At 62.5% G+C, this 25,371-nt stretch carries 19 protein-coding genes and 2 pseudogenes; 14 read left to right on the top strand and 7 right to left on the bottom strand.

Annotated features, from left to right (window positions below; genetic code table 11):
- The first annotated feature begins 62 nt into the window (after positions 1 to 62).
- The 3 genes and pseudogenes from ACPDZI_RS08070 (at position 63) to ACPDZI_RS08060 (ending at position 2,233) form a co-directional block, all read left to right on the top strand.
- Positions 63 to 305: a sulfurtransferase TusA family protein gene (locus tag ACPDZI_RS08070; RefSeq protein ID WP_011705565.1), complete on the top strand. Its 243-nt coding sequence runs from the start codon at positions 63 to 65 to the stop codon at positions 303 to 305.
- A 15-nt stretch (positions 306 to 320) separates the two neighbouring features.
- A complete protein-coding gene (locus tag ACPDZI_RS08065; protein WP_438834317.1) occupies positions 321 to 1,391 on the top strand; it encodes an AI-2E family transporter in 1,071 nt (356 codons plus the stop codon).
- 39 nt (positions 1,392 to 1,430) lie between these two features.
- A pseudogene (locus tag ACPDZI_RS08060) lies at positions 1,431 to 2,233 on the top strand (MipA/OmpV family protein).
- An 88-nt stretch (positions 2,234 to 2,321) separates the two neighbouring features.
- On the opposite strand, the gene ACPDZI_RS08055 reads toward ACPDZI_RS08060, so the two are convergent.
- On the bottom strand, positions 2,322 to 3,122 hold the full coding sequence (locus tag ACPDZI_RS08055; RefSeq protein WP_017409933.1) for an alpha/beta fold hydrolase: 801 nt from the start codon (positions 3,120 to 3,122) through the stop codon (positions 2,322 to 2,324).
- A gap of 112 nt (positions 3,123 to 3,234) precedes the next feature.
- Here ACPDZI_RS08055 and ppk2 point away from each other — a divergent pair, with 112 nt between their 5' ends.
- Complete coding sequence (gene ppk2, locus ACPDZI_RS08050) at positions 3,235 to 4,050, top strand: polyphosphate kinase 2 (RefSeq protein WP_146061844.1); 816 nt, start codon at positions 3,235 to 3,237, stop codon at positions 4,048 to 4,050.
- A 113-nt stretch (positions 4,051 to 4,163) separates the two neighbouring features.
- Here the strand turns inward: ppk2 and ACPDZI_RS08045 are convergent, their stop codons facing one another.
- The 5 genes from ACPDZI_RS08045 to yejK form a co-directional block, all read right to left on the bottom strand.
- Complete coding sequence (locus ACPDZI_RS08045; RefSeq protein WP_011705560.1) at positions 4,164 to 5,300, bottom strand: ABC transporter ATP-binding protein; 1,137 nt, start codon at positions 5,298 to 5,300, stop codon at positions 4,164 to 4,166.
- A 68-nt stretch (positions 5,301 to 5,368) separates the two neighbouring features.
- Positions 5,369 to 6,259 carry a maltose ABC transporter permease MalG gene (gene malG, locus ACPDZI_RS08040; RefSeq protein ID WP_005299600.1) on the bottom strand — a complete coding sequence of 297 codons (891 nt, stop codon included), beginning with the start codon at positions 6,257 to 6,259 and terminating at the stop codon, positions 5,369 to 5,371.
- Positions 6,260 to 6,271: 12 nt separating this feature from the next.
- Positions 6,272 to 7,924 (bottom strand): maltose ABC transporter permease MalF, encoded by a 1,653-nt coding sequence (malF, locus tag ACPDZI_RS08035; protein ID WP_045526271.1) that lies wholly within the window; start codon positions 7,922 to 7,924, stop codon positions 6,272 to 6,274.
- Between the two features lie 75 nt (positions 7,925 to 7,999).
- Positions 8,000 to 9,181, bottom strand: coding sequence for a maltose/maltodextrin ABC transporter substrate-binding protein MalE (gene malE, locus ACPDZI_RS08030; RefSeq protein WP_011705558.1), 1,182 nt, complete (start codon positions 9,179 to 9,181; stop codon positions 8,000 to 8,002).
- A gap of 395 nt (positions 9,182 to 9,576) precedes the next feature.
- The gene (gene yejK / locus ACPDZI_RS08025; protein ID WP_438834316.1) at positions 9,577 to 10,626 is read right to left on the bottom strand and encodes a nucleoid-associated protein YejK; all 1,050 of its coding nucleotides are present in this window, start codon (positions 10,624 to 10,626) and stop codon (positions 9,577 to 9,579) included.
- Between the two features lie 73 nt (positions 10,627 to 10,699).
- On the opposite strand from yejK, the gene ACPDZI_RS08020 reads away from it, so the two are divergent.
- The 10 genes and pseudogenes from ACPDZI_RS08020 (at position 10,700) to hdfR (ending at position 24,060) form a co-directional block, all read left to right on the top strand.
- Positions 10,700 to 10,927, top strand: coding sequence for a DUF1414 domain-containing protein (locus ACPDZI_RS08020; protein ID WP_011705556.1), 228 nt, complete (start codon positions 10,700 to 10,702; stop codon positions 10,925 to 10,927).
- Positions 10,928 to 10,970: 43 nt separating this feature from the next.
- Positions 10,971 to 12,821 carry a DUF3413 domain-containing protein gene (locus tag ACPDZI_RS08015; RefSeq protein WP_438834315.1) on the top strand — a complete coding sequence of 617 codons (1,851 nt, stop codon included), beginning with the start codon at positions 10,971 to 10,973 and terminating at the stop codon, positions 12,819 to 12,821.
- Positions 12,822 to 13,127: 306 nt separating this feature from the next.
- On the top strand, positions 13,128 to 15,290 hold the full coding sequence (locus ACPDZI_RS08010; RefSeq protein ID WP_438834314.1) for a TonB-dependent hemoglobin/transferrin/lactoferrin family receptor: 2,163 nt from the start codon (positions 13,128 to 13,130) through the stop codon (positions 15,288 to 15,290).
- A complete protein-coding gene (locus tag ACPDZI_RS08005; RefSeq protein WP_438834313.1) occupies positions 15,290 to 17,368 on the top strand; it encodes a prolyl oligopeptidase family serine peptidase in 2,079 nt (692 codons plus the stop codon). The genes ACPDZI_RS08010 and ACPDZI_RS08005 overlap by 1 nt, the downstream gene beginning before the upstream one ends.
- A 32-nt stretch (positions 17,369 to 17,400) precedes the next feature.
- Positions 17,401 to 19,816, top strand: a pseudogene (locus ACPDZI_RS08000) (proprotein convertase P-domain-containing protein).
- A gap of 59 nt (positions 19,817 to 19,875) precedes the next feature.
- Entirely contained in the window at positions 19,876 to 21,252 is a 1,377-nt protein-coding gene (locus ACPDZI_RS07995) for a DUF1566 domain-containing protein (protein ID WP_438834312.1), read from the top strand.
- Positions 21,249 to 21,806, top strand: a complete 558-nt coding sequence (locus tag ACPDZI_RS07990) for a DUF1566 domain-containing protein (RefSeq protein WP_187267543.1) — start codon at positions 21,249 to 21,251, stop codon at positions 21,804 to 21,806. The genes ACPDZI_RS07995 and ACPDZI_RS07990 overlap by 4 nt, the downstream gene beginning before the upstream one ends.
- A gap of 231 nt (positions 21,807 to 22,037) precedes the next feature.
- Positions 22,038 to 22,520 (top strand): serine protease inhibitor ecotin, encoded by a 483-nt coding sequence (eco, locus tag ACPDZI_RS07985; RefSeq protein WP_005299572.1) that lies wholly within the window; start codon positions 22,038 to 22,040, stop codon positions 22,518 to 22,520.
- A 302-nt stretch (positions 22,521 to 22,822) separates the two neighbouring features.
- Positions 22,823 to 23,185, top strand: coding sequence for a DUF413 domain-containing protein (gene maoP / locus ACPDZI_RS07980; protein ID WP_016350309.1), 363 nt, complete (start codon positions 22,823 to 22,825; stop codon positions 23,183 to 23,185).
- Positions 23,185 to 24,060, top strand: a complete 876-nt coding sequence (hdfR, locus tag ACPDZI_RS07975) for an HTH-type transcriptional regulator HdfR (RefSeq protein WP_016350308.1) — start codon at positions 23,185 to 23,187, stop codon at positions 24,058 to 24,060. Before maoP ends, hdfR begins: the two co-directional genes overlap by 1 nt.
- A 72-nt stretch (positions 24,061 to 24,132) precedes the next feature.
- Here the strand turns inward: hdfR and tyrA are convergent, their stop codons facing one another.
- Positions 24,133 to 25,272, bottom strand: coding sequence for a bifunctional chorismate mutase/prephenate dehydrogenase (gene tyrA, locus ACPDZI_RS07970; RefSeq protein ID WP_323932454.1), 1,140 nt, complete (start codon positions 25,270 to 25,272; stop codon positions 24,133 to 24,135).
- Between the last annotated feature and the right edge of the window lie 99 nt (positions 25,273 to 25,371).

Here is a 25,371-nt window from a genome sequence, read left to right as displayed (position 1 = left end):
CAAGCGTTGTTTCGCGCTCTCATCACGGCCATAATAGCCGCCTCACGCGCGATGGAGCCTCCATGGAATACCTCGACCTGACCCCCTGGCGCTGCCCCGAGCCGCTGATCCGGCTCAAGCTCTGGCTGCGTCAGGCCAACGCCGGTCAATCCCTGTCCATCCGGCTGGCCGATGCCGGCTCCCGGCAGGACATTCCCGCCTATCTGCAACGCCAGGGTCATGCCTTCACGTTGCAGGAGGCGCCAGACAATACCCTCTCTTTGCAGTTGGTGGTCGGGGCCCAGCACCACGGCAAGCCCCAGTAACCTAAGGATGTCGCCATGTTAGAAGTCATCAAGCGCTGGTATCGGACCCGTTTCTCCGATCCCGATGCCGTCACCCTGTTCCTGCTGCTGGTGGCCTGTTTCGCCGTGCTCTGGCTGTTCGGCGATCTCTTGGCGCCGCTCTTGGTGGCACTGGTGATGGCCTACCTGCTGGAGTGGCCGGTGAGCCGGCTGCAGCGGGCCGGGCTCTCGCGCACCCTGGCCACCAGTCTCATCCTGCTGCTGTTCATCGCCCTCACCGCCATGGCGTTCCTCGGGCTCATCCCGACCCTGGCAAGCCAGGGGCTGAATCTGGCCAAGGAGTCGCCGGCCATGCTCTCCCATGCCCAGGACTATGTGCGCACCCTGCCGGAGCAGTACCCCGAGCTCATCAACGTCACCCTGGTAGAGACCATCATCGACAACATCCGCCAGCGCATCCTGACCGGGGGCGAGCAGCTGGTGAGCGCCTCCCTCAGCTCCCTCATCAACGTGGTGGCCATCCTCATCTACGCCATTCTGGTGCCGCTGATGGTGTTCTTCATGCTCAAGGACAAGCAGATCCTGATGGGCGGACTGCGCCGCTTCCTGCCGCGCAACCGCACCTTGGTCAACCGGGTCTGGGTGGAGATGAACGAGCAGATCCTCAATTACATCCGCGGCAAGGTCATCGAGATCCTGATCGTCGGGGTGATCAGCTATGTGGCCTTCGCCATGCTGGGGCTGCGCTACTCGGTGCTGCTGGCGGTGGCGGTCGGCTTCTCGGTGCTGATCCCCTACATAGGCGCCGCGGCGGTGACGGTACCGGTGGCCATGGTGGCCCTGTTCCAGTGGGGACTGACGCCGGAGTTCACCTGGCTGATGGTGGTCTACACCGTTATTCAGGTGCTCACCGGCAACGTGCTGGAGCCCATCCTCTTCTCCGAGGCGCTCAACCTCCATCCGGTGGCCATCATCATCGCCGTGCTGGTATTCGGCGGCCTGTGGGGATTCTGGGGGGTCTTCTTCGCCATTCCCCTCGCCACCCTGGTCAAGGCGGTGCTCAACGCCTGGCCCAAGCGCGAAGAGCTGCCCGCCGCGACCAAATAGTGCGATAGTCGTCCCACCATCAGTGACAACGGAGTGTCCATGCGCGTGTTGCAATCCATCAAACGGGCGGGGCTGGCGGCCCTGCTCCTCACCGTGCTGCCAGCCCGGGCCGACATCGACCTCGGCTCGCTGGATCTGCTCTCCAGTACCAACCCCAGCAGCCCGGTGCCACGGGGGCTGGTGGGCGGCGCCGTCCTCCTCGGCGGGCAGGCCCGCTATCAGGCGCAAGACAACACCCTCTACCCCATTCCGGGCTTTCTCTATTTCGGCGAGCAATTCATGTACCTGGGAGACCGCGCCCGCTACTACCTGCACAAGGATGAGCGCGTTGCCCTCTACGGTTATGGCCGGGTGCGCTTTGGCAATCTGGATCCCGCCGATGAACCGGCGTTTACCGGCATGGACGAGCGCAAGGGGCAGCTGGAGGGGGGATCGGTGGCAACCTCATCACGCCCTACGCCCTCTTGACCGTGCGGGCCAGCAGCGACATCAGCGGCCGCAGCAAGGGCCAGGAGCTGCTGCTGTGGGCCGATTTTCCCATCCTGCGCGACAAGCTGCTGATCATGCCGGGGATGGGGCTGATGCTGCGCAGCGACAAGCTGGCCAACTACTACTTCGGCGGCATCTCCGAAAGCGAGGCCACCGCCCAGCGCCCGGCCTGGGATACGGGGTCAACCCTCTCCCCGATGGCGGCGCTCATCACCAGCTATCGCTTCAGCCCCAACTGGATTGGCATGTTTGCCATGAACTACGAATGGTATGACGGCGACATCGAGCACAGCCCGCTGGTCCAACACACTGGCGAACTCTATGCCGGCGTGGGGATCGGCTACATCTGGTAGCCGGCACCGCAGCCAACGACTAGGCCACACACTCGCACAACAAGAAGGGAGCCATCGGCTCCCTTCTTGTTTATCTTCAGTACACACCTTAGAGCGCAGCCAGAAACGCGCCGAGCTGCTCATTGACGAAGGCCGGATTTTCCAGCGACGAGATGTGGCCGGCCGCCGGGACCTCCTTGAACGGGCAACCCAGCACCTCGGCCATCAGGTAGCCTTCCAGCACCGGCCGAGCCTTGTCCTGACTGCCGGTCATCACCAGCGCAGGCACGGCCATCTCTTCCAGCCACTCGATGCGATCCTCGCGGGTCACGAAGCTGCGGCCCACCGCCACCATGGCGGCCACCTTGTCGGCCGGCCAGGCGGCGAGACGTGCCTTGAAGCCGCTCATCAGGTCGGCATCCGGCTGGTCGGCAAAAAACAGCGGCGCCACCTGTTCGACGATGGGGGCCGGGATGGTGCCAAGCTGCTCGATCATCGCCAGCATGCCGAGGTAGCGCTCGCAGGTGATCTGCGGCTCGAGGCCGACGAAGCTGTCCATCAGCACCAGGCCCTTGAGGCGTGCGGGAGCCATGCGTGCCAGCTCGACGCCCCACATGCCGCCGATGGAGAGCCCCACCAGCACGAACTCATCGATGCCGAGCGCATCGAGCAGCGCCAGATGATCGCGGGCCAGGGTTGCCAGGGTGCAGGCCCCCTCGGGCAGTGCGTCGGAGTCGCCGTGGCCCCACAGCTCGGGCACGATGCAGCGATACTGCCCCTTGAGAGCCTCGATTTGCGGCGCCCACATGGCGCTGTCCCACAGGTAGCTGTGACCAAACAACAGTACCGGGCCCTGCCCCTCGTCCAGATAGGCCATTTGGCGGCCCGCGATCTCCATAAATTGCTTCATGTTTTCTCCTGTTTCTGGTGCCGACTATTGACGGGGCGGCAGTGTAGCACGACCCTCTTGGCAGTGACGCCTGCCTGGTGCAATCTGGAAAGGACTCAATAAGGAGACGAACATGCCGAAGGACAAGAGCAAGAAGCGCCCGCGCCTGGAAAAGAAAACCTACGAGCACCACCTGGCCCATCTGCAGGAGGAGCTGGTCAAGCTGCAGGAGTGGGTCAAGCAGGAGGGGCTCAAAGTAGTGGTGCTGTTCGAGGGGCGCGATGCCGCTGGCAAGGGGGGCGTCATCAAGGCGATCACCGAGCCCCTCAACCCCCGGGTTTGCCGGGTCACGGCGCTGCCCGCCCCCTCGGATCGCGAGCGCTCCCAGTGGTACTTTCAGCGCTACGTGGCGCACCTGCCCGCCGCCGGCGAGATGGTGCTGTTCGACCGCTCCTGGTACAACCGGGCCGGGGTCGAGCGGGTAATGGGTTTTTGCAGCGACAACGAGTATCGCGAGTTTCTGCGCGCCTGCCCCGAGTTCGAGCGGATGCTGATCCGCGCCGGCATCACGGTGATCAAATACTGGTTCTCGGTCAGCGACGAGGAGCAGGAGAAACGGTTCAAGGAGCGGATCAACACCCCCATCAAGCGCTGGAAGTTCAGCCCGATGGACCTGCAGTCCCGCTCGCGCTGGGTGGAGTACTCCCGCGCCAAGGACGACATGTTCACCTACACCGACACCGAGGATTGCCCCTGGTTCGTGGTGGAGGCGGACGACAAGCGCCGTGCCCGCCTCAACTGCATCTCCCACCTGCTGGGCAAGGTGCCCTATGAGGCGATCCACTACGAGCCCATCACCCTGCCCCCCATCAACACCGAGGGGTATGAGCGCCCGCCGCTGGCCAGCCAGCACTTCGTGCCCGACATTACCGCCGCACTCGAGGGCTGAGCCCTGCCACCTCGCCTGCCGTTTTCGCCAAACGGCAGGCAATAAAAAGCCGGTCTTGCGACCGGCAAAAAGGCATTGACTAAAGAAAGGAAAACCTCGGCAGCCGCCCCTGGTCAGGTGCGGATGTATTTGGCCGTGCGCGGGAAGGCTTGCTCCTTGGCATCGAACAGGTAGCAGGCCTCGGCCGGAATACCGACGCTGTACTGCTGACCGGTGGCCACGTCCACGTCGGAGCTGGCCTTGACGGTGAAGTCGTGGCCTGCCACGTCCATGTAGACGAAGGATTCGGCCCCCAGGTGTTCAGCCACCTGTACCACCCCGCTCACCTTGCTGTCAGCATGGGGGTGATCCAGCGGCACCAGGTGCTCGGGACGAATGCCCAGCTCCACCTTGTCGCCGACTGCGCCGCTACGGGCATCGACCCGGGCACGCACGGTATCGCCGGTGGTCAGCTTGACCACGCACTCCTGCTCGCCAATCTCCACCAACTCGCCGGCCAAGAAGTTCATCTTGGGAGAGCCGATGAAACCGGCCACGAACTTGTTGTCCGGGTTGTGGTAGAGCTCGAGCGGGGTGCCGAACTGCTCCAGGTTGGTGGTCGCCTCACCCTTGAGGGGGCTCAGCACCACGATGCGGTTGGCCAGGGTCATGGCCTCCACCTGGTCGTGGGTCACGTAGATGATGGTGGAGTTGAGCTCCTTGTGCAGCTTGGCGATCTCGATGCGCATCTTGACCCGCAGGGCGGCATCCAGGTTGGACAGAGGCTCGTCAAACAGGAACACCTGCGGCTGCTGGACGATGGAGCGGCCGATGGCGACCCGCTGGCGCTGACCGCCGGAGAGTGCCTTGGGCTTGCGGTCCAGCAGCGGCTCGAGACCCAGGATCTCGGCGGCACGCATCACCCGCTTGTGGATGTTCTCCTTGTCCATCTTCTTGAGCTTCAGGCCAAAGGCCATGTTCTCGTAGATGTTCATGTGCGGATAGAGGGCATAGGACTGGAACACCATGCCCACGTTGCGCTCTACCGGCGGTACGTCGTTCATGTAACGACCGCCGATGGTCAGCTCGCCGCTGGTGATGTCTTCCAGACCCGCGATCATCCGCAGCAAGGTGGACTTGCCGCAACCGGACGGACCGACGAAGACGATGAACTCCCCTTCCTTGATGGCCAGGTTGATATTGCGCAGGGTGTCCTTGTGAACAGCCGGGTCGTAATTTTTGCGAACGTTGTTGAGTACTACTTCAGCCATGTCGAGCTCCGCTCTTGAATCTTTGCAAATCGTGATGGCGGGGGAGTCGGCTCCCCCGGCCATGAACCTTAACCTTTCACGCCGCCGGCAGTGAGACCACCTACCAGCCAGCGCTGTGCGAGCAGGAACACCACTGTGATGGGGAAGCCCGACAGCACGGCCGCCGCGGCAAAGTCACCCCACAGGTAGTTCTGCGGATAGAGGTACTGCTGGGCCCCGACCGCCAGGGTCAGATTGTTCACATCCTGCAGCAGGATGGAGGCCATGGGCACCTCGGTAATGGAACCGATGAAGGCCAGGATGAACACCACCGCCAGGATGGGCACCGACAGGGGCAGCAGGATCAGGCGGAATGCCTGCCACGGGGTGGCACCGTCGATGGCCGCCGCTTCCTCCAGGGAGGAGTCGATGGTCTCGAAGTAGCCCTTGATGGTCCAGACGTGCAGGGCGATGCCGCCCATGTAGGCCAGGATCAGGCCGCCGTGGGTGTTGAGACCCAGCCAGGGGATGTAGTCACCAATCTTGTTGAAGAGCGCATAGATGGCCACCAGTGCCAGCACCGCCGGGAACATCTGGAAAATCAGCATGCCCTGCAGGATGGTGGACTTGCCACGAAAACGCAGGCGGGCAAATGCGTAGGCACAGGTGGTGGAGAGCACCACTATCATCAGGGCGGTGATGCCCGCGATCTTGATGGAGTTCCACAACCAGGTCAGCACCGGGAACGGCGGCGGCGTGATGCTGCCGTCGGCGTTGGTGATGGACATGCCCAGCGCCAGCTTCCAGTGATCCAGGGTCGGGTTGGAGGGGATGATCTCCCCTACCGCGAAGTTGCCGTTTCTAAACGAGATGGCGATGACCATGATCAGCGGGAAGATGATCAGTGCCAGGAAGCCCCACATCACCAGGTGGGTTGCCCACACCCGGTATTTGACTGATTTGGGTTGTACGATTGCCATGTTGAAGCCTCCTTACAGTTGCTTGTCGGCTTTGGACAATTTCAGGTTGAGCAAGGCCAGCGCACCCACGATGAGGAAGATGGCGGTGGCGATGGCACTGGCCAGACCGTAGTCCTGACCACCCGAGCCCTGGAACGCGATCCGGTAGGTGTAGCTCACCAGCAAGTCGGTGGTACCGGCCGGGGTGCTGGCGCCTATGATGTCCGGCGCGCCGTTGGTCAACAACTGGATGAGCACGAAGTTGTTGAAGTTGAAGGCGAACGAGGCAATCAACAGCGGGGTCAGCGGCTTCATCAAGAGCGGTACGGTGATCTTGAAGAAGTTCTGCACCGGACCGGCACCGTCCATGGCGGACGCTTCATAGAGATCTTCCGGAATGGCTTTGAGCAGGCCCATGCAGAGGATCATCATGTAGGGGTAGCCAAGCCAGGTATTGACGATGAGGATCATCACCTTGGCCAGGAAGGGGTTGGTATACCAGTCCGGCTTGATGCCGAACGCCGCTTCCAGGAACAGGTTGATCTCACCGAAGTTCTGGTTGAACAAGCCCTTGAACACCAGGATGGAGATGAACGCCGGGATGGCATAGGGCAGGATCAGCATGACCCGGTAGAAGCCGCGCCCCTTGAGGGACTCCCACTGCACCAGACAAGCCAGCACCATGCCGATGGCCAGGGTGAAGCCCACCGAACAGGCGGAGAAGATCACGGTCCAGACGAAGATCTGCAGGAACGGTGCCTGGATACCCGGATCGGTGACGATGCGGGCGAAGTTCTTCCAGCCCACGCTCACCACGAAGCCTGGCGCCACGCTCTTGCCGACAAACTGGCCCTGCTCGTCGATGTATTGATAGAAGCCGGTGTCGCCGTTGGGCAGCATCAGCTCGCCGCTCTGGTTGTCACGCAGCAGGTTGCTGTCTTTGATCACCACCCCGGACTTGAGCACGGCACCGTCCAGCAGACGGGTGTACTGCTGCTTCTGGGCGGCAAACTTGCGCAGGCTGCTCAGGGTCAGGTGGGTTCCGCCATCCGGCAGCACCAGATCGAGTGCGCTCAGGTGGGTGCGATGGTCAACGATGGCCCGGATGGGTGCCACCTTGTCCACGGCCTCCCCTGCCAGGGGTTGCAGTTGAACAACCTGTACCGGCTCATGGACTCTGCCCTCGCGGACAGCCAGTTCACGGGCCTTGTTGCTCATCAGGGTAACGGGTTGACTGATAAAGGATTGGTCGTCCTGTTTCAGCAGCAGCTGAAACTGATTGTTCTCACCACCCAAGAGGGTGAAATCGAATTCACCGCCCGCCACCTTGTAGGTTTTTTTCAGATGGTAATCTCGCGCCTGCTCGATGGAGAGCAGGTTGGATCCCGAATAGTTGGTGAAGGCGATGCCGATCGTGTAGGCAAGAGGGAAGATGATAAAAACAACCATGCCGGCCACACCGGGGAAGATATAGCGGTGGGCATAGGTCTTCTTGTTCATGAAGACATACAGACCGACGGAGACCACCACCAGGTCCAGCAGAGCGAATACCCACTCACCGCTGGCGTACATCATCACGGCTGCATAACCGTTGAGGATGGCTACCAGAGCAGCAATGGTCCACTTAAGCCAGGTGTGCTTATCCTTCGGACCGGCATAGGATTCAATAGAAGGTACTACTTCCATGCCAATTAACCTTTATAACGCCAAGAGAGATTTGAGAGAGTGGGAGGCCGTTGCGGCCTCCCGGGTAGTGCGTGCTTACTGAACGATACGCTTGGCAGCGGTATCCAGGGCTTCGTCAACGCTCTGACGGCCGGAGGTTACGTTCTTGAGGGCAGTTTCGAAGGAGGACCAGAAACGGCTCATCTCAGGCACGGACGGCATCGGCTCGCCATTCTGGGCATTTTGCATGGTGGCCTTGATGTGCGGATCGGATTCCAGGGTCTTCTGGAAAGACTTCAGCGCCACGGCGCCCAACGGCTTGTCGGCGTTGACCGGTGCCAGACCGGCGTCGGTCAGCAGGTAGTTTTCCAGGAACTCGATGGCCAGATCCTTGTTCGGGCTGGCGGCGTTGATGGTGGCACCCAGCACGCCAACGAAGGCCTTGGCCGGTTTGCCCTTCAGGGTCGGCAGCGGCGCTACGCCGTACTTGATGCCGCTCTTGTCCAGGTTGCTCCAGGCCCAAGGACCGTTGATCATCATGGCCACTTCGCCCTTGTTGAACTTGGCGTCCATCACACCGTAGTCAATGCCTTTTTCTAGGTGACCGGACTTGATCATCTCGGAGATGTAGCCCACACCTGCCTTGGCACCCGCGTTGGCCACGCCGGTATCTTTCACGTCATAACCGGTAGCGGTTTTCTTGAAGGCATAACCACCGTTGGCAGCCACCAGCGGGTAGCTGAAATAGGGGGTGTCATAGGCCCACATGATGGCGCGCTTGCCGTTCTTCTTCAGAGTCTCGTCAATCTTGGCGATCTCTTCGAAGGTCTTCGGCGGCTCCGGCAGCAGATCCTTGTTGTAAATCAGGCTGACCGCTTCCACGGCAACCGGGTAGCCGTAGGTCTTGCCATCGACGGTCATGGCATCCCAGGCGAACTGTTCAAACTTGGCTTTGGTGGCTGCATTCGGGGTCACGGGGACCAGCAGACCGGCCTTGACCCACTCACCGTAACGGTCGTGAGCCCAGAAGAAGATGTCCGGGCCGTTGCCGGTGGCAGCGGCTTGCTGGAATTTCACTTCCACCTGATCAGGGTGCGCAACCGTCACCTTGATGCCGGTTTCGGCTTCAAACTTCTTACCTACTTCGGCCAGACCATTGTATCCCTTGTCACCGTTAATCCAGATGGTCAGTTGACCTTCGTCAATGGCGGCAGTGGCAGAGCAAGCCACGCCCAGAGTAGCCAGACCGATCAGGGATGACAGCAATTTCTTTTTCATGAGCCTTTCCTTGTATTAGTTCCGCGCTGTAAGAGCATTGTGTGCGAGATGAATATTATCCCAAGCCGTTACCGCCTCACATGACGCAACTCGCATTTTTGAAACGCAATTACGTATTTTCTTCCAGAAAGTTCTGAAAACATTTTCTTATTTCAGGGGGTTATCGCCATTTATTGGCATATTTATCGCCAAATTAAGAAATTAAATTACCAAAGAGAAATAAAAAAACATGAATGAAAGGGTTTTCACCTCACTGAAAACCCTTTCACGGGGATTATTCTGTTTAATTTGTTAACAAAGCACCGAGTTGGTTTCGCTGCTGCCTACCCCGTTAAATAAAAAGACACCGCAGCGAAGTGCGGTGTCTTTTTGCCAAAACTGGAAAGCAGATCACATTACGACTGACGCAGCAGCTGATCCTTGAGGTTGGGCGGGACCCCCTTGATGGTCAGGGTATCGGTCTGGGGATCGTAGAACACCCGGCTGTTGAGCAGCTTCTGCTCGAAGCTCAAAGTCAGCCCGCCACCGGAGCCGACGAACTTGGTCAAGCCGCGCAGGGTCGAACGGTCGGCCGGGAAGCGATCTTCCAGCTCGTATTCCTGACCGATGAAGCTGTAAAAATCGAGATCTCCATCGCCCGGCAATTCCGCCGACAGCTCCTTGATCTCGATCTCTTCACCGGCGCTGGCCTGCTCGGTGCAATATTTGAAGACCTGTTTCTTGTAGTCGTTGCGCTCGGCCGGCTCCAGCTGGCGGCTGTCGCAATAATCGTCCACCGCCTGCAGCAGCCCCTTATTCTGGATCTTGGCATCCATCCCCTCGCGGGCACCCAGCAGATCCATGAAAAAGTCACCCAGCTTGCGACCGACCCGGCCCTTGCTGAAGGTGATATAACGGCGCGAATCCGGCTGGGTTTTCCATTCGGTCAGATCGATGCGGGCCACCAGGTTCAATTTGCCGATATCCAGATACTGGATGTGGCGCAGCTCGAGCGCCTCGCTGACGGTGACGCTCTCCTTGCCCTCCAGCAGGGCGATCATCAGATAATCCACCCCCACGTAGTTGTATTTGGCAAACAGCAGCACCCCCTGCTCGTCGAGGGCGTGCTCCACCAGCTGCTTGACCAGCAGCTGGGTCATCTCGACCGAGAAGGGGACAAAGTCGGTCTGTTCGCCGAGCAGCCGTTCGAGGGCGATGCGAAAGAGCGGAGAAGGCTGTTTGGGGGCGATCTCCCCCTCCGTCAGCTCGGCGACGGCGGCCTCGGGGTCGGCAAAGAAGCCGAAGCCCTTGCCCCCCTTGCCGTTGTAAATACGATGCAGCTCCGCCATCAGCCCCTGTACCGCCTCATCGGCAGGCAGAAGCTGGCTGCGGGTGTCGGCGTGAGGTTGACCATCGCCGCCCTGGCGCAGGGAGTGAAGAATGATCTTGTCGATATCGAGACTCATGTCACAAAGCCATAGTGTTAGCCGAAAGGGTGAAGTATTATAAGGCGCTTTGAACCGAGATGAACCCAAGATTATGCCCATCGTATCAAAGTACAATAACGAGCAGTTTGACGCCCTGATGAACGACCTGATCACCGCCCTGGAGAAGCACAAGGCGCCGGTAGATCTGAGTCTGATGGTGCTCGGCAACCTGACCACCAATATCATCAATGGCATGGCCCCGGCCCAGCGTCAGGCGATCACCGAAAAATACATCCAGGCGCTCACCGCCTCGGTGGATCATCGCCACGATGCTCACTGAGTCTCTTCGCATTCTTTGATGTTTTTCAAGCAGATGGATCACTATGGTCGAAACCGGCAACCCCTATCGTGATAATGTTTCTCGCCTGATCACCTGGGGGCATTGGTTCTCCTTCTTCAACATCATTCTGGCCATGCTGATTGCCACCCGCTACCTGGGGGCAATCAGCTGGCCGTCGACCACGCTCGGCGTGACCTATCTCATCATCAGCTGGATCGGTCACTTCTCGTTTCTGAGCTTTGTCACCTATCTGTTGACGATCTTCCCCCTGAGTTTCGTGCTGCCCAAAGAGAAGCCGCTGCGCTTCATCTCTGCCATCATCGCCACCCTGGCGTTGGTGCTGCTGCTCATCGACACCCAGGTGTTCCAGCTGTTCAAGTTCCACTTGAACGGCCAGGTGTGGCAGTTGCTGCTGGATCAGGCCCAGACCGAGGAGGGCTCGATCTGGAGCATCATCTTCGTGGCGGTGCCCACCATCTTCTTGGTGCAGCTGCTGCTGTCGGCCTATGTCTGGCGCAAGATCAACAAGCGCAAGCGCCGTCAGTACGGCAATCAGGTGGGGCTGGCCCTGCTGGTCTGCTTCATCCTGACCCACGTGGTCAACAGCTGGGCCGATGCCACCCTGTATCAGCCCATCACCATGCAGCGCGCCAACTTCCCGCTCTCCTACCCGATGACCGCCAAGAGCTTCCTCGCCAAGCACGGCTGGCTGGATCTGGATCAGTACGAGAAGAAGGCCGAATCACAGGATGGTGACAATGCGAGCCGCTTGCGCTACCCGCTGCGCCCGCTCAGCGTCAACGCCCCGCTGACTCACAAGAACCTGCTGATCGTGGTAGTCGACTCCCTGCGGGCCGACATGCTCAACAACATCAACATGCCCAATCTGCAGCGCTATGCGGATCAGCACCTCAACTTTGCCAACCACATGAGCGGCGGCAACGACGATGTGATGGGGATGTTCAGCCTGTTCTACGGCCTGCCGGGCCACTACTACGACGACATTCGCAACGACAAGACGCCGCCGGTGCTGTTCGACGAGATGCTGCGCCAGGACTACCAGTTCGGCCTGTTCGGCGCGCTGGAAGATGCCCAGAAGTACCGCCAAAGCATTCTCTCCGGCCTGCGCAAGCAGGTGTTCGTCTCCGAGCAGACCAACGACACCCAGCTCATCGGCGACTGGCAGCAGTGGCTTGCCAAGCGCTCGCCAGACCGACCCTGGTTCTCACTGGTCTATCTGTCGAGCCCGGGCGACTATCAGCTGCCGGCCAACGTGAAGGGGCCCTTCCAGCCGGAGCTCACCAAGTTCAACCCGGCCACCGCCTATCAGGCCGAGAATCTGGTGAAGCTGGAGAACCGCTACAAGAATGCGGTCTTCTATACCGACCAGTTGCTGGAACAGATGCTGGCCCAGCTGCAACAGCAGGGGCTTGGCGAGCAGACCATCGTCGTGGTCACCGCCAACCACGGTCAGGAGTTCAACGAGACCCAGAACAACAGCTGGGGCTATGGCACCAACTACTCGCCCTATCAGGTGCAGGTGCCGTTCGTGCTGGCCTGGCCGGGCAACGATAGCCTGCCGACAAGCCCGGTGAGCAGCCACCTGGATCTGGTGCCAACCCTGATGCAGAGCATGCTGGGAGTGCGCAATGCGCCACGGGACTACAGCATCGGCCGCAACCTGTTCGACACCAGCCCGCGCAACTGGCTGCTGGCGGGGGATCAGCGCGACTTTGCCATCTATCAGGGCAACACCATCACCCACTTCAACAAACAGGGTGACTTCGAGCTGCTGGAGCGAAACAGCTACCGTCCCATCAAGCACGGCACCCCCGACATGGGCGTCATGATCCAGGTGATGAACGAGCTGAACCGCTTCTATCGCGCCCCCTGATAACCGCCTCATGCCCCTTGAAAACCCGCTCTTGCAGCGGGTTTTTTATTGCCGTCTGCAACTGGGCATGACCTGAAAAGCTCCAAGCAGGCTCGTTGCCGCCCTCCCCCGTCGCATCCCCTGTCTACCCACCCAGCGCCCTGCAGGCGCAAACGTTGGCCCGCCTTGCTACTGACACATCAATCAAAAAATGCAGCCTGATCAGGATCATAAAAACAAAATGATAATGATTATCAATCGTTGATCTGATTGGACCTCTTTGCAATAATCCGCGGCCTTCAGGCTTAAATAATAATTATTCTCACAATGAAAACACTACTTCACTACTGGCCCATGCTGCTGTCCGGTACAGCGCTGGCTGCAGGCGATCCCGCCGGAATAGACACCTCCGGCACCACCCCGCCCAAGGCGCGCGAGACCATAGTCGTCAAGGGTCAGCGGGTCGAACAGAAACTGTCCGACATCTCGGGCTCCATCACCGTCATCACCGAAGAGGATCTGGAGCGCCAAATCGCCACCGAGCTCACCGACGTGTTCAAGAACGAACCCGGCGTCTCGGTGACCGGCTCGGCGGGCCGGCCGCAAAATATCACCATCCGTGGCATTGGCGGCAACCGGGTGCTGATCATCAAGGACGGGGTCCGGGTCAGCGACGGCTTCGGCGCCAACGACCTCAACGACAAGGTGGGCCGTTTCAGCTTCGATCTCGATGACGTCAAGCAGATCGAAGTGGCCAAAGGGGCCGGTTCCGCCCTGCACGGCTCTGACGCCATCGGCGGCACCGTGGTCATCACCACCAAGCAGCCGGAAGATTACCTGCAGGGGCAGGATGCCTACCTCAGCAGCAAGGTGCTGCACGATGGCAGCAGCGACAAGCAGAAACTGAGCGCCACCGGCGCCGCCCGCTGGGGCGAGAGCGCCCACCTGCTGCGCCTCTCCGGCTGGCAGGGGCACGAGACCGCCAACTACGACCGGAACCGCATTCCGGCGGATCTCGATGGCCTCAGCGCCTCCACCAGCTCCAGCCTGACCCTCAATGAACAGCATCTGCTGCGCGTTGAGTTCGACTACTTCGAAGATAACGCCAAGCGGGATCAGGGGCCGCACGAAATTCCCCAGCCCGACGGCAAGTGGCAGGTGCGCCAGTATCGCGAGAACGGAACCCAACGCTCTCAGGGCGGCAAGCTGAGCTGGGAGGCGCAGGATCTCGGCCACGCGCTGGCCGACCGCTTTACCTGGAACCTGCACGGCAACTACGCCAAGAACACTGCCAACAAGCGCAGCCTGCTGCAAAATGACGAGCTGAGCGGCTACCCCCGCTATCGCAGCGAACGTGAGCTGGCCACCTTCACCGAGCACCTGCTCGGCAGCGAGCTGGATATCCGCCGCGATCTGGTCACCGGTGCCATCAAGCACAAGCTGAGCTACGGCATCGAGCTGGAGCGCACCCGGCACGAGCGGCCAGTAGAAAAACTGATGCTGGAAGCCGGCATTCCCCAACCTAGCCAGTCCGCCCCCTTCAGCAGCGCCCGCACCGATCGGGCTGGCATCTGGCTGGGTGACGTGGCGACCCTGGGCCAATGGCAGTTCACCCCGACCCTGCGCATGGATCAGCAGTGGCTGAGCCCGCAGGACGGTCGGGGCGAGAGCAACCACAGTGGGCACCTTTCGCCAAGCCTGGCCACCAGCTACCGCTTCAACGAGCAGTGGCGCAGCTGGCTGAGCTACGCCAACGGTTTCAGCGCCCCCTCCTATGACAAGGTATACGGCAACATCCCCCACTACTTTGCCCTGCCGCCGTTCGAGATCATCGCCAACCCGAACCTCAAGGAGGAGACCAGTCACAGCTTCGAGTGGGGGGTGAGCGGCGAAGGGGATGAGTGGAGCATCAAGCCGGCCCTGTTCTACAACCGCTACTACAACTTCATCGACTGGCGTCAGGTGGGCTTTCGCCTGAATGACGGGATCATGCTGCGTCAATACCGCAACGTCGCCAAATCCGAAACCTGGGGTGCCGAGCTCGCCGCCAGCTACTGGCTGACCCAGCAGTGGGAGCTGGCCACCAAGCTGGGCTGGGTCGACGGCAAGACCAGCCAGGGCGAATCGCCGCGCAACCTCACCCCGCTTGAGGGCAACACCCGCCTCAGCTATCAGGCCAACGACTGGAGCCTGGGGCTGCAGGCCGACTACGCCACCGCCATGAGCCGGGTGCCCACCTGCGGCAACAGCCTGACCAAGCAGCAGGGTGAATGCATGAAAACCGCCGGCTGGCTCAGCTTCGCCCTGACCGCCGACTGGCAGATCACTGACGCCCTCAAGGCCAACCTCAAGCTCGATAACCTGCTCGACACCCGCTACACCCGCTATCAGGACGTCGCCGGGCAGGAAGCGGGCACGGATGAGGGCCTCTATACCCAGACCGGCCGCTCCCTGAGCGCCAGCCTGCGCTACACCTTTGTGGGGCTCTGATGCACGCACTCTTGATGCTGGCCAGCCTGCTGGCCAATCCGGCGCCCGCCCAGTCTGCTGCCATTGCGACAGCCGGCACCCCGAGCCAGGCCATCGCCACATCGGCGTCGCTCGCGGCCCCGCTTATCCCTCACCGCCCGCTGCCGATGCAGGGGGAGAGGGCCCGGCTCGATCCCTATGGCGGCTGGCGCGACGACAGCCGCCAGGATCCCGCCCTGCTGGCCCTGCTGGGCGAGCAAAACCGCTGGACCGAGCAGCAGCTCGCCGGCCAGCGGCCGCTGGAGCAGGCTCTGCAGGCCGAGTGGCAGGCGCAAGCACGCGGTGAACCCATGCCACAAGAGTGGCTGAGCGAGGCGGACAGCCAGTGGCGGATGGAAGCCGACGGCAGCCTGTGGCAGCGAGACAGCGAACAGGCTGAGCCCCGCCAACGGCTGGCGGCCCGCCAGCCGGCCAGCGGCTACTACGAGCTCGCCAGCTGGGCCCTGCACCCGAACGGGCGCTGGCTGGCCCTGGCCGAAGATCTGCAGGGGGATCGGGATTACCGCATCACCCTGCTCGACCTGGCCGACGGCAAGCCCCTGGCCACCCTGACGCACCGGGCCAGCGATCTGCTCTGGAGCCTGGATGGCAAGACCCTCTACACCCTAGCCAACGAACCTCGCACCCTGCGCCCGTGGCAGCTGTGGGCCTGGCGCGATGGCAAGGAGCTGCAAATCCACCAGGAGGCGGATCCCGCCTGGCTGCTCAGCCTCTATCGCACCACGGATCGGCGCCACCTGCTGCTGCAGAGCAACAACCACGACAGCGCCGAGCAATACCTGCTGGACGAGGGAAAACCTGCCCTGCTCAAGGCCCGTCAGGCTGGCCTCGAGTACTACCTGGATACCCAGGGGGAGCGGGTGCTGCTCAAGAGCAACCGGGACGGTGCCCTCGGCCTCTATCAGGTGGCCGACCTGAGCCAGGTGGCCAAGGGAGAGTGGCAGCTGCTCTGGTCTGGCGAGCAGAGAAGCCTCGAGAAGTGGCGCCTGTTTGCCGACTACACGGTGCTGCAGTATCGCCATCACGGGGATGACTGGCTCGATGTGCTGGATGGCCGCGGCCGGCTCAGCCATCGCCTGCTGCTGACCGAGGGGGCCGGCACGGCCTGGATCCAGGGCGCCCACGACCCCGCCAGCGGGCAGATCCTGATCCGTCGCCAGGGCATGGCTGAGCCGCCGCACCAGCGCCTGCTCGATCTCGCCAGCGGCCGCTGGCTGCCAGACGCCCGGGCCGCCCTCCCCTCCCCCTACCAGAGCGAGCGCCGCTGGGTGGTGGGCAAGGATGGCGTCAAGGTGCCGGTCTCCCTGGTGTGGCGCAAGGACATCCACACCCCTAAGGCGCTGCTGCTCTACGGCTATGGCGCCTATGGCACCCCCATGCGCCCCTACTACCAGCCGCAGGTGCTGAGCCTGCTGGATCGCGGCTTCGTCTACGCCATCGCCCACGTGCGCGGCGGCGGCATGCTGGGGGATGCTTGGTATCTGGCGGGACGCGGCCGCCACAAGCAGCACAGCGTGGACGACTTCCTGACCGTGGCCGCTGCGCTGGCCCGGGATCCCGCCATCGATCCCACCCGGCTGTTTGCCATGGGCGGCAGCGCCGGCGGCCTGCTGGTGGCAGCGGCCCTCAACCAGGCACCGACCCGCTTCGCCGGGGCCGTGCTGCAGGTGCCCTTTGTCGATCTCATCGGCACCATGAGCGATCCCGAACTGCCGCTCACCCGCCAGGAGTACGCCGAGTGGGGTAACCCGGCCATTACCGCCGATTACGCCGCCATGCGCCGCCTGAGCCCTTACGACAACCTGCATGCAGCCCCCTATCCCCCCGTCTATGTGACGGCCGGGCTGCACGACAGTCAGGTGCCCTATTGGGAGCCGCTCAAGTGGGTGGCCCGCCTGCGGGAACACAGCACGGGAGCGGGCCCCTATCTGCTCAGCACGGCCCTCGACGGCGGCCACCGCACCAGCCCGGGCAACGCGCGCCAGCAGGCGGCCCGCGAGTACGCCTTCCTGCTCACCCTGGCGGGCGCCCGCCGGTGATCCCTTTTCTCATTTTTGTGTTGGAGTAAACCATGAAACCCTCTTCCCTGGCCCTCTGGCTGGCGACAACCCTGCTCTCCCAGCCGCTGCTGGCGGCCGAGCTGCAGTTTGTCGATGAACAACCGCTGACCACCACGCCCCAGAAGTGGCTCGAACAGCGCCTTGGCGTAAGCCTGACTCCCGACTACGAGCGGGCCAGCCTGCTCGGCCATCACTACAGCTTCCGCCAGCTGGTCAACGGCCTGCCAGTGGCCACCATTCAAGCCGCCGTCAGCGTCGATTCGACCGGCAAGCCCTGGCGCATCTATCACAACAGCCGGCCGCTGCAGAGCAGCGAACCCGGCTGCGACGCCACCGGCAATCTGGAACCCCTGCTGGAGCAGCTGCGCGATGGCGGCAGCGACATCGACACCCTTGGTCCGGTTGAAGCCTGGTACTGGCGCGACGGTGACACCCTGGTGCCGGCCCTGCGCCAACGGGTACGCGAGCATCAGGCGGGCAACGCCAAGGCCAGCTATGTGCAGCTCTTCGCCAGCTGTGACGGCAGCCGCGAGCTCGGTCGCTGGATGGATGCGGCCACCACTCAGGCCAGCCGCGTCGCCGACGCCGGCGACACCCAGCTGGAGGCTCGGGTATTCGATCCGGATCCCCGTACCCAGCTGCGCGACGCCAGCCTGGTCTGGCACGAAGCCCTGCAACTGGCGGACGCCGCCTATCAGGACAAGGTGCCGTTGCCGGTCACCCTGGCGGGTGGACGCTATCTGCTGAGTGGCCCCCACGCCCGGGTGGTGGATGCCATGGAACCGAACACAGCTCCCTTCAGCGCCGACAGCCCGCAGGCGTTTCGCCTCACCCGCGATGATCGTGGCTTTGCCGACATCAACGCCTACTACCACCTGGATCTGGCCCAGCGCCACCTCAAGCACCTCGGCTTTACCGATCTCATTCCGGGGGCGCTCGACATCGACACCGAGGCCGGCTATCAGGACAACTCCCTCTACGATCCGTTCGAGCGCCGGCTGGAGCTGGGTCGCAGTGGCGTGCCCGATGCCGAGGATCCCATGGTGATCTGGCACGAGTTCGGCCATGCGGTGCAGCACCACATAGTGCCGGATCTGGGGGACGAGGCGGACTGGGGCGCCATCGGCGAGGGCTTCAGCGACTACCTGGCTGCCAGCCACCGCCAGCGCAGCGAAGCCGGCCCGTCATTTCGAACCCGCCATGGTGTTCAACTGGGATGCCCGCTTCACCGACCGAACTCCGCGTCAGCTGGACGATCTGCGCGCCCGCTACCACCCGGATTACAACTACCCGGCCCACCGCACCATCAACGGCAGCAATGGCGACCAGCTATGGGGCACCCCGCTGTTCCAGGCGCTGCTGGCCGCGGTCGCCGAGCAGGGCGAAGGGGCGCGGGACGAGTTTGATCGCCTGATCATCGAGTCCCACTTCGGTCTCGGCCCGGCCATCCGCATGCCGCAACTGGCCCGCATCACGGTGGATACCGCCGCCCGGCTCTACCCGGCGCGCCCCTATGCCAGGCTGCTGGAGCAGGCGTTTCGCCAGCACGGCCTGTTGCAGGCACCGGTCAATGTGGGTCTGAGTGATGGCAGCGTCATCGAGCTGGGGCAGCGCCAGTCGGTGCAGCTGACCCTCACCAACCAGGGCAAGGCGCCGGTGACCCTCAATGAGCTGGCCCTCACTCTGTCAACCGGGTTGCAGGCCGATCCTTACAGCTGGCAACCGGCGACCCTCGCGGCGGGTGCCAGCATGACCACCACCCTGCGCCTGCTGGCCCAGAGCCCGCTCGCCTGTGGCGACGAGGTGGAGCTGCCGGTCAGTCTGACCATGAGCGGCACCAGTCCGACCGAGCGCCAGTGGCAGCAGTCGCTGACCCTGCCCATCGGCGCCCCCATCGTCAGCCGTGCCAGCGGCCAGCCGCTCACCCTGAACGATGCCATGAGCGACGAGGTACGTGGCCTCAGTGAAACCAGCCTGCTGATAGAGAGCAGCGAGGCCAGGGTGAGTGACCGGCTGCAGCTGAACCTGGATCTGCAACACCCGGCGCTCGATGAGCTGGAGATCTGGCTCAACTCCCCCTCCGGCACCCGCATCCAGATCTGGAACAAGGGCTACAGCCCATTGCCGCGCCTTAAAGGAGTATTCCCCACCGAGCTACTGCCTCTGCAGCCCTTCAGCGCGCTGGAAGGGGAGCCGCTGGCCGGTCGCTGGACCCTGGAGATAGTGGACAGCAAGCCAGGCAATCGGGGCCGCATCAACGGCTGGAGCATCAGCCAGCGCACCGGAGCCCAGTGCAGCAAGCCGGTCACACCGCCCGATGACGGCATCATCCACTTCCAGGTGGACGACGGCAGCGGCGGCGGGGCAGCCAATCTGCTCTGGTTGCTGCCGCTGACGCTCTGGCGCCGCCTGCGCCAGCGCACCTGAATCCACCCCATCCATATATAAGAAGAGGGGGCCAAGGCCCCCTTGCCCAAGGACAAGAGATGACACCACATTACTCCCGCCTGGCCTGCCTGCTGGCCCCCCTGCTCACCGCCTGTGGCGGTGGCGGCTCGGACGAGGCGCCGCTGGCGGCCCCCGACTACAGCCTGACCGTGACCCTGCCCGAAGCCGGCACCCTGTGCGTCAACCTCAACCAGAATGCATCTTGTGATGCGGGGGAGCCCAGTGTCAGCGGCGCGGCCGGTACTCACCGGTTGAGCGGCAGCGCCCCGGCCCTGTTGACCAGTACCTTGCTGTTCTTGCCAAGCAACCCGGCCGCCCCCGTGCTGCTGCACCCCGCCGCCCAGCTCGACGGCCAGCATCTGACCCCCAGCCCGCTCAGCACCCTGCTGCAATACCGCATCGCCGAGGGGCAGCCCCCGAGGCAAGCCCTCGACCAGCTGCTGAGTGCGCTGGCGCTGCTGCAACCGGGCCAGGAGCTGGCCGCCCTGTCGCAGCTGAGCGACTTCAACCTGGCGCTGGGCCAGCTGTTGCAGGCGATCGTCGAGACCGATCTACAGGCGCAGGAGGGCTTCTCGACCGCCACCCTGCATATGCTGGTGTGGCCGGCCATCGACAGCCTGCTGCCCGAGCTGGTCAGCCACTTTGCCCTGCACGGCGAGCTGGCCAGCCAGCAAGCAGACGTCCGCGCACGGCTGCAGCAACAGCATTCCCATCCGCTGATCACCGGCAGCGGCGTCACCACCTACACGGACGGGGTCGACTACCTGCTCACCCAGGAGCCCGCCGACCACCCGGGACAGGAAGCCAGCCTCAACAAGGCGCCGCTGCGCTATCGCAAGCTCGACGGCCAAGGGCAGCCGCTGGCCGATGACGCCCCCGCCTGGGAGTGCGTGGAAGATCTCAACACCGGCCTGGTCTGGGAGAAGAAGCTCGATGATCCCGCCAGCCCGCGCGATCTGCACCGCACCTTCGCCTGGGAGCTTGGTGACTATCACCCCACTCAGGAGGAACGTGACTACGCCTGCCCCGAGGGCGAGGCCATCTGCACCACGGAGCAGTACCGCCAGTGGCTCAACGCCCAACAGCTGTGCGGCATCACCAGCTGGCGCATGCCCCACTCGCGCGAGCTGATGAGCCTGCAGCACTACGGCTCCCTCTCCCGCCAGGACGACCAGCCGGTGAGCATGGACGTGCGCTACTTCCCCGATGTCGGCACCAATCCCACCATGGTGTTCAACGGCTACTACTGGAGCCAGACCCTGACCCCGTCGCGCCGGCTGGAGAGCGCCCCCATCAGCGCCATTGCCCATATTTTCCTTGGCGATGACGCAGGCACCGACTACGCCACCCCAGTTCAAAACAGCAATGATGCCAACGGTCTGCAACTGCGGCTGGTGGCGGAGGTAACCCGATGAACCGCTTGATGTTGACCCTGCTGCTGATCCTTGGCAGCCCCCTCGCCCTGGCCACCGCCATCTGTGATGACAGCATGCCCAGAACCAGCCCCACAGCCCGCTTCATCGACCGCGGCAACGGCACCGTCACGGATCGATCCACCGGCCTGACCTGGATGCGCTGCCAGCTCGGCCAGACCTGGCGCAACCAGAGCTGCAGCGGCGAACCGACCCGGCTTTACTGGCAGCAGGCCCTGCTGACCGCCGAGCGGATCCGCACCGAGCCGAGCCATGCCCTCTATAACTTCGGCGGCCACGGCGGTTGGCGCCTGCCCACCATCAAGGAGCTGGCCAGCGTGCTTGAGTCCGCCTGCTACAAGCCGGCACTCAACGAAACCATCTTCCCCCGTGCCATGGCCGGTGAAGGAAAAGAGGTGACCGACGGCTACGTCTATCTCTGGTCCTCGACCCCGGTACCGGCCAGCAAGGGGGTTGCCTATCTGGATATCACCAGCGGCGCCGTCGGCATGCGGGCGCCCGGCGCCTGGGCCAAGCAGGTGTTGCTGGTGCGCTGATGAAGCCGGGTGGCCAGGGGATCCTGATGAACACAGGATCCCGACTGGCCACCCGCATTTGGCACCCGGCCTGCCGCTTAGCCTCTCTTCCGTCCTGTCAGAAAATAGCCAGAACACGTCATTGTGTGCCGGATCTGCGTCATTTTACGCAGTTTTTACGTAGCAGATCGCTGGCATGAAACGGGCAGAGCGGTTAGTCTAGCGGCGTTGAACCAACCCCATGAGGTACAGATGAAAACCGTATTGCGTTTTAGCCTGCTGGGCGCCTTGTTGCTGGGTGGCCATGCCTTCGCCGCCGAACCGAAAAAATTTGATATCAGCATGTTCCCGGCCGCCGAAGTGAACCAGGAACGTGTGGTGATCCGCCTGCCGGAAGTCGAGAACGAAGCCGACATGATGGTCGAGCTGCAGGTCGGCAAAAAAATGATGGTCGATTGCAATGTGCCGCGCTTTGCCGGCAACCTGGAACAGCACAGCGTCAAAGGCTGGGGCTACAACTACCTGATGCTCGGCAAGGTGTCCGATCCCATCAGCACCCTGATGGCCTGCCCGGATGGCCAGAAGAAAGAGACCTTCGTCCAGATCTACGGTCAGGGCTTCTTCGTGAACTACAACTCCAAGCTGCCATTCGTGCTCTACGTACCGCAGGAGTATGAAGTGCGCTACCGTCTGTGGCGTGCCGACACCCTGGCTCAGCCAGCCATGATAGAGTAAGTCTCCATCGAGACCAAACCTCCCGTTTTGGTTCATGAATACAACAAAATAGAGCGCCGAATGGCGCTTTATTTTTGGCCAAATGTCGTCTGACCAGAGCCTCCAACCTTTACAGAACCTGACATAACTCCGCTTTTTTTCTCACTTTTTTGCACTTAACCCCGGCTCAGACCCACTGGATCATGGCTAAACCGCTTTCGATTAAAGATATTTATCCATATAGTGAAAAAATTGATTTTGCACTCTGCGACGGCCTGATGATACTTGCCCGCAAAGGTCAAACTAACCAGAAAAAGAGCACTATGAGCTTCGAATCAGACAAGCGTTTCAACGACTTCAAACATTTTCCCCGTGGCCTGCGTCGCAGTGGCGAATTCACTGTGGCCGAAGCGGACAGTCTGGAAAAATACGGCACCGCCATGCTCGCGCTCTATCAGGGCAACCTGGCCCCGCGCGATGACGTAGAAAGCGCCTTTATCGAACAGGTCAAATCCGGCGCCGCCGGCAGCAACCCCCACGCCAAGGTATGGTTCAAGTATCTGAAGGTGATCGGTCCCAAGCGCGTGCACCGTCTGTGCACCGTCGCCGGCGGTGCCAACGAGGAGACCGGCGGTGGCGGCTTTGAAGGTGGCAGCGGTGGTGGCAGCGACGAGTCCATCGATTAATGGATACCGAACTGCTTCGGACGTTTATCGAGGTCAGCAAGACCCGGCACTTCGGCCGGGCAGCTGAAAATCTCTACCTGACCCAGTCGGCGGTGAGCTTTCGGATCCGCCAGCTCGAACAGCAACTCGGGGTCAGTCTGTTTGCCCGCCATCGCAACAACATCCGCCTGACCGCCTCCGGTGAGCGTCTGCTGCCCTACGCAGACGCCATCTTGCATACCCTGGGCCGCGCCAAGCAGGATGTGGCCCTCTCCCCCGGTTTCAGCCAGCAACTCGCCATCGGCGCCCCCGCCGTGTTCTGGGAGCTCGACTTCAATGACTGGCTCAACCATGTCTATGCCCTGGCCCCTGGCCTCGCGGTGCGGCTCGAAACCGCCTCCCGCGAGCACCTGTGCCGCCAGTTGCTGGAGCGCTCCCTCGATCTCGCCCTGCTCTCCGAGCCGACCAAGATCGACGAGATTGCCCTGCACCCCATCGGCGAGCTGGTGTTCGAGCTGGTGAGCCGGGATGCCGCCGCCAACGCCGACAGCCTGATGCAGATGCCGCACATTCATCTGGATTGGGGCACCAGCTTTGAGCCCCAGCCCAGCCGGCTGCAGAGCCTGCAAAAGACCCCGGTGCTGCACTCTAGCTCCGCCAACATGGCGCTGCAGTTCGTGCTGGCCAACGGTGGCGCCGCCTACCTGCCACGGCGCATGGTGAGCCCCTTCCTCGAGCAAGGGCGCCTGCACCTGGTGGAAGGCGCCCAGGCCTTGAGCCGTCCGCTCTACCTCGCCTATCTGGAAAAATCCGATCGCCGGGAGCTGATCGATCAGTTGCTGACCCTGCCGCTGGGCTGGGATGGCGCCGATCTGCGCTTGCCGCAGCCGGAATAAAGGCGCCGCAGCGCACAAGAGGGAGTGCAAAAGCAAAAGGGGCCGACAGGCCCCTTTTGCTTTTCGTAATCGTCAGCCGTGATGGCGACGATCGTTGGCCTGCGCCAGCAGGGTGCGACTCTCGCGCAGGAACTCGTCCGCCCGCTCGCCGAAGAAGCCGGAGACCTGGCTGAAGGCCTCGATGAAGCCCTCCCGGTCCCCTCGCTCCAGCAGACCCAGCACCTCGCCGAAGTTCTGGTAGTAGCGACGGATCATCGCCAGATTCTGCGGCGACGACAGTATGATGTCGGCGTAGAGGTGGGGATCCTGGGCGAACAGCCGTCCCACCATGGCCAGTTCCAGCCGGTAGATAGGGGAGCTCAACGCCAGCAGGCGATCGATGTTGGCCTGCTCGCGGGAGAGGTGCCAGCCGTAGGCGAAGGTGGCGAAGTGGCGCAGCGCCTGGATAAAGGTCATCGCCTCGTCGTGGGCCTTGGCCTCCACCTGCTGCAAACGCGCCCCCCAGATGGTCATCTGCTCCAGCAGCCACTGGCTGGCGGCGGGCTCGCGCCCCTGACAGCAAACGATCACCTGCTTGGCGAGGCTCGCCACATCCGGCCCGAACATGGGGTGCAGCCCCAGCACCGGCCCCTGGTGTACCGCCAGCATATGGGCAAGCGGTTCACTCTTGACGCTGGTGACGTCCACCAGCAGGCAGTCCGCTGGCAGGTTGCCGAGCCGGTCGATCACCTCGCAGGTGACGTCGATGGGCACCGCAACCATCACCAGCCCGGCGCCGTGCAGGATCTCGTCGGCGCGCGGCCAGTCGGCCTGACCCAGGGTCTCGACCCGGTAGCCCGAGAGACTGAACAGGTTGCCGAACAGTCGACCAAGCTGCCCCTCGCCACCGATGATCACCACCTTGCCGAGCTCAGGCTTCATGCACTTGAAGTGATGCTCCTTGTCGCTGGCGGACTCCAGAATATAGGATTCGCGCATCACCCGGCGCAGCACATCTTCGATAAGATCTCCCGGCACCCCCAGTGCCTCGGCCTCGGTGCGGCGGCGGGCTAGCATGTTCGCCTCCCGATCCGGCGCATAGATGGGCAGGCCGTGCCGGCTCTTCACTTCCCCCACTTCCCTCACCAGGGCGAGACGGTCAGCCAGCAGATCAATTAGCTGCTTGTCCACCACATCGATTTTGTCCCTGAGGGCATTCAACTCTTTAGCCATATCCGGTCCCTGCGGCGCCGCCCGCAGCGACGCCCTGTGATTCAAGAGGCAACGAGGTGCCACCGCCTCGGCCGGTGACACCTCGATGGTTCAATCAGT

This window comes from Aeromonas oralensis (assembly GCF_049665575.1).
GTDB lineage: Bacteria > Pseudomonadota > Gammaproteobacteria > Enterobacterales > Aeromonadaceae > Aeromonas > Aeromonas hydrophila.
Note: the sequence above shows the minus strand (reverse complement) of the source record. Positions and strands in the feature narration are given on the sequence as shown.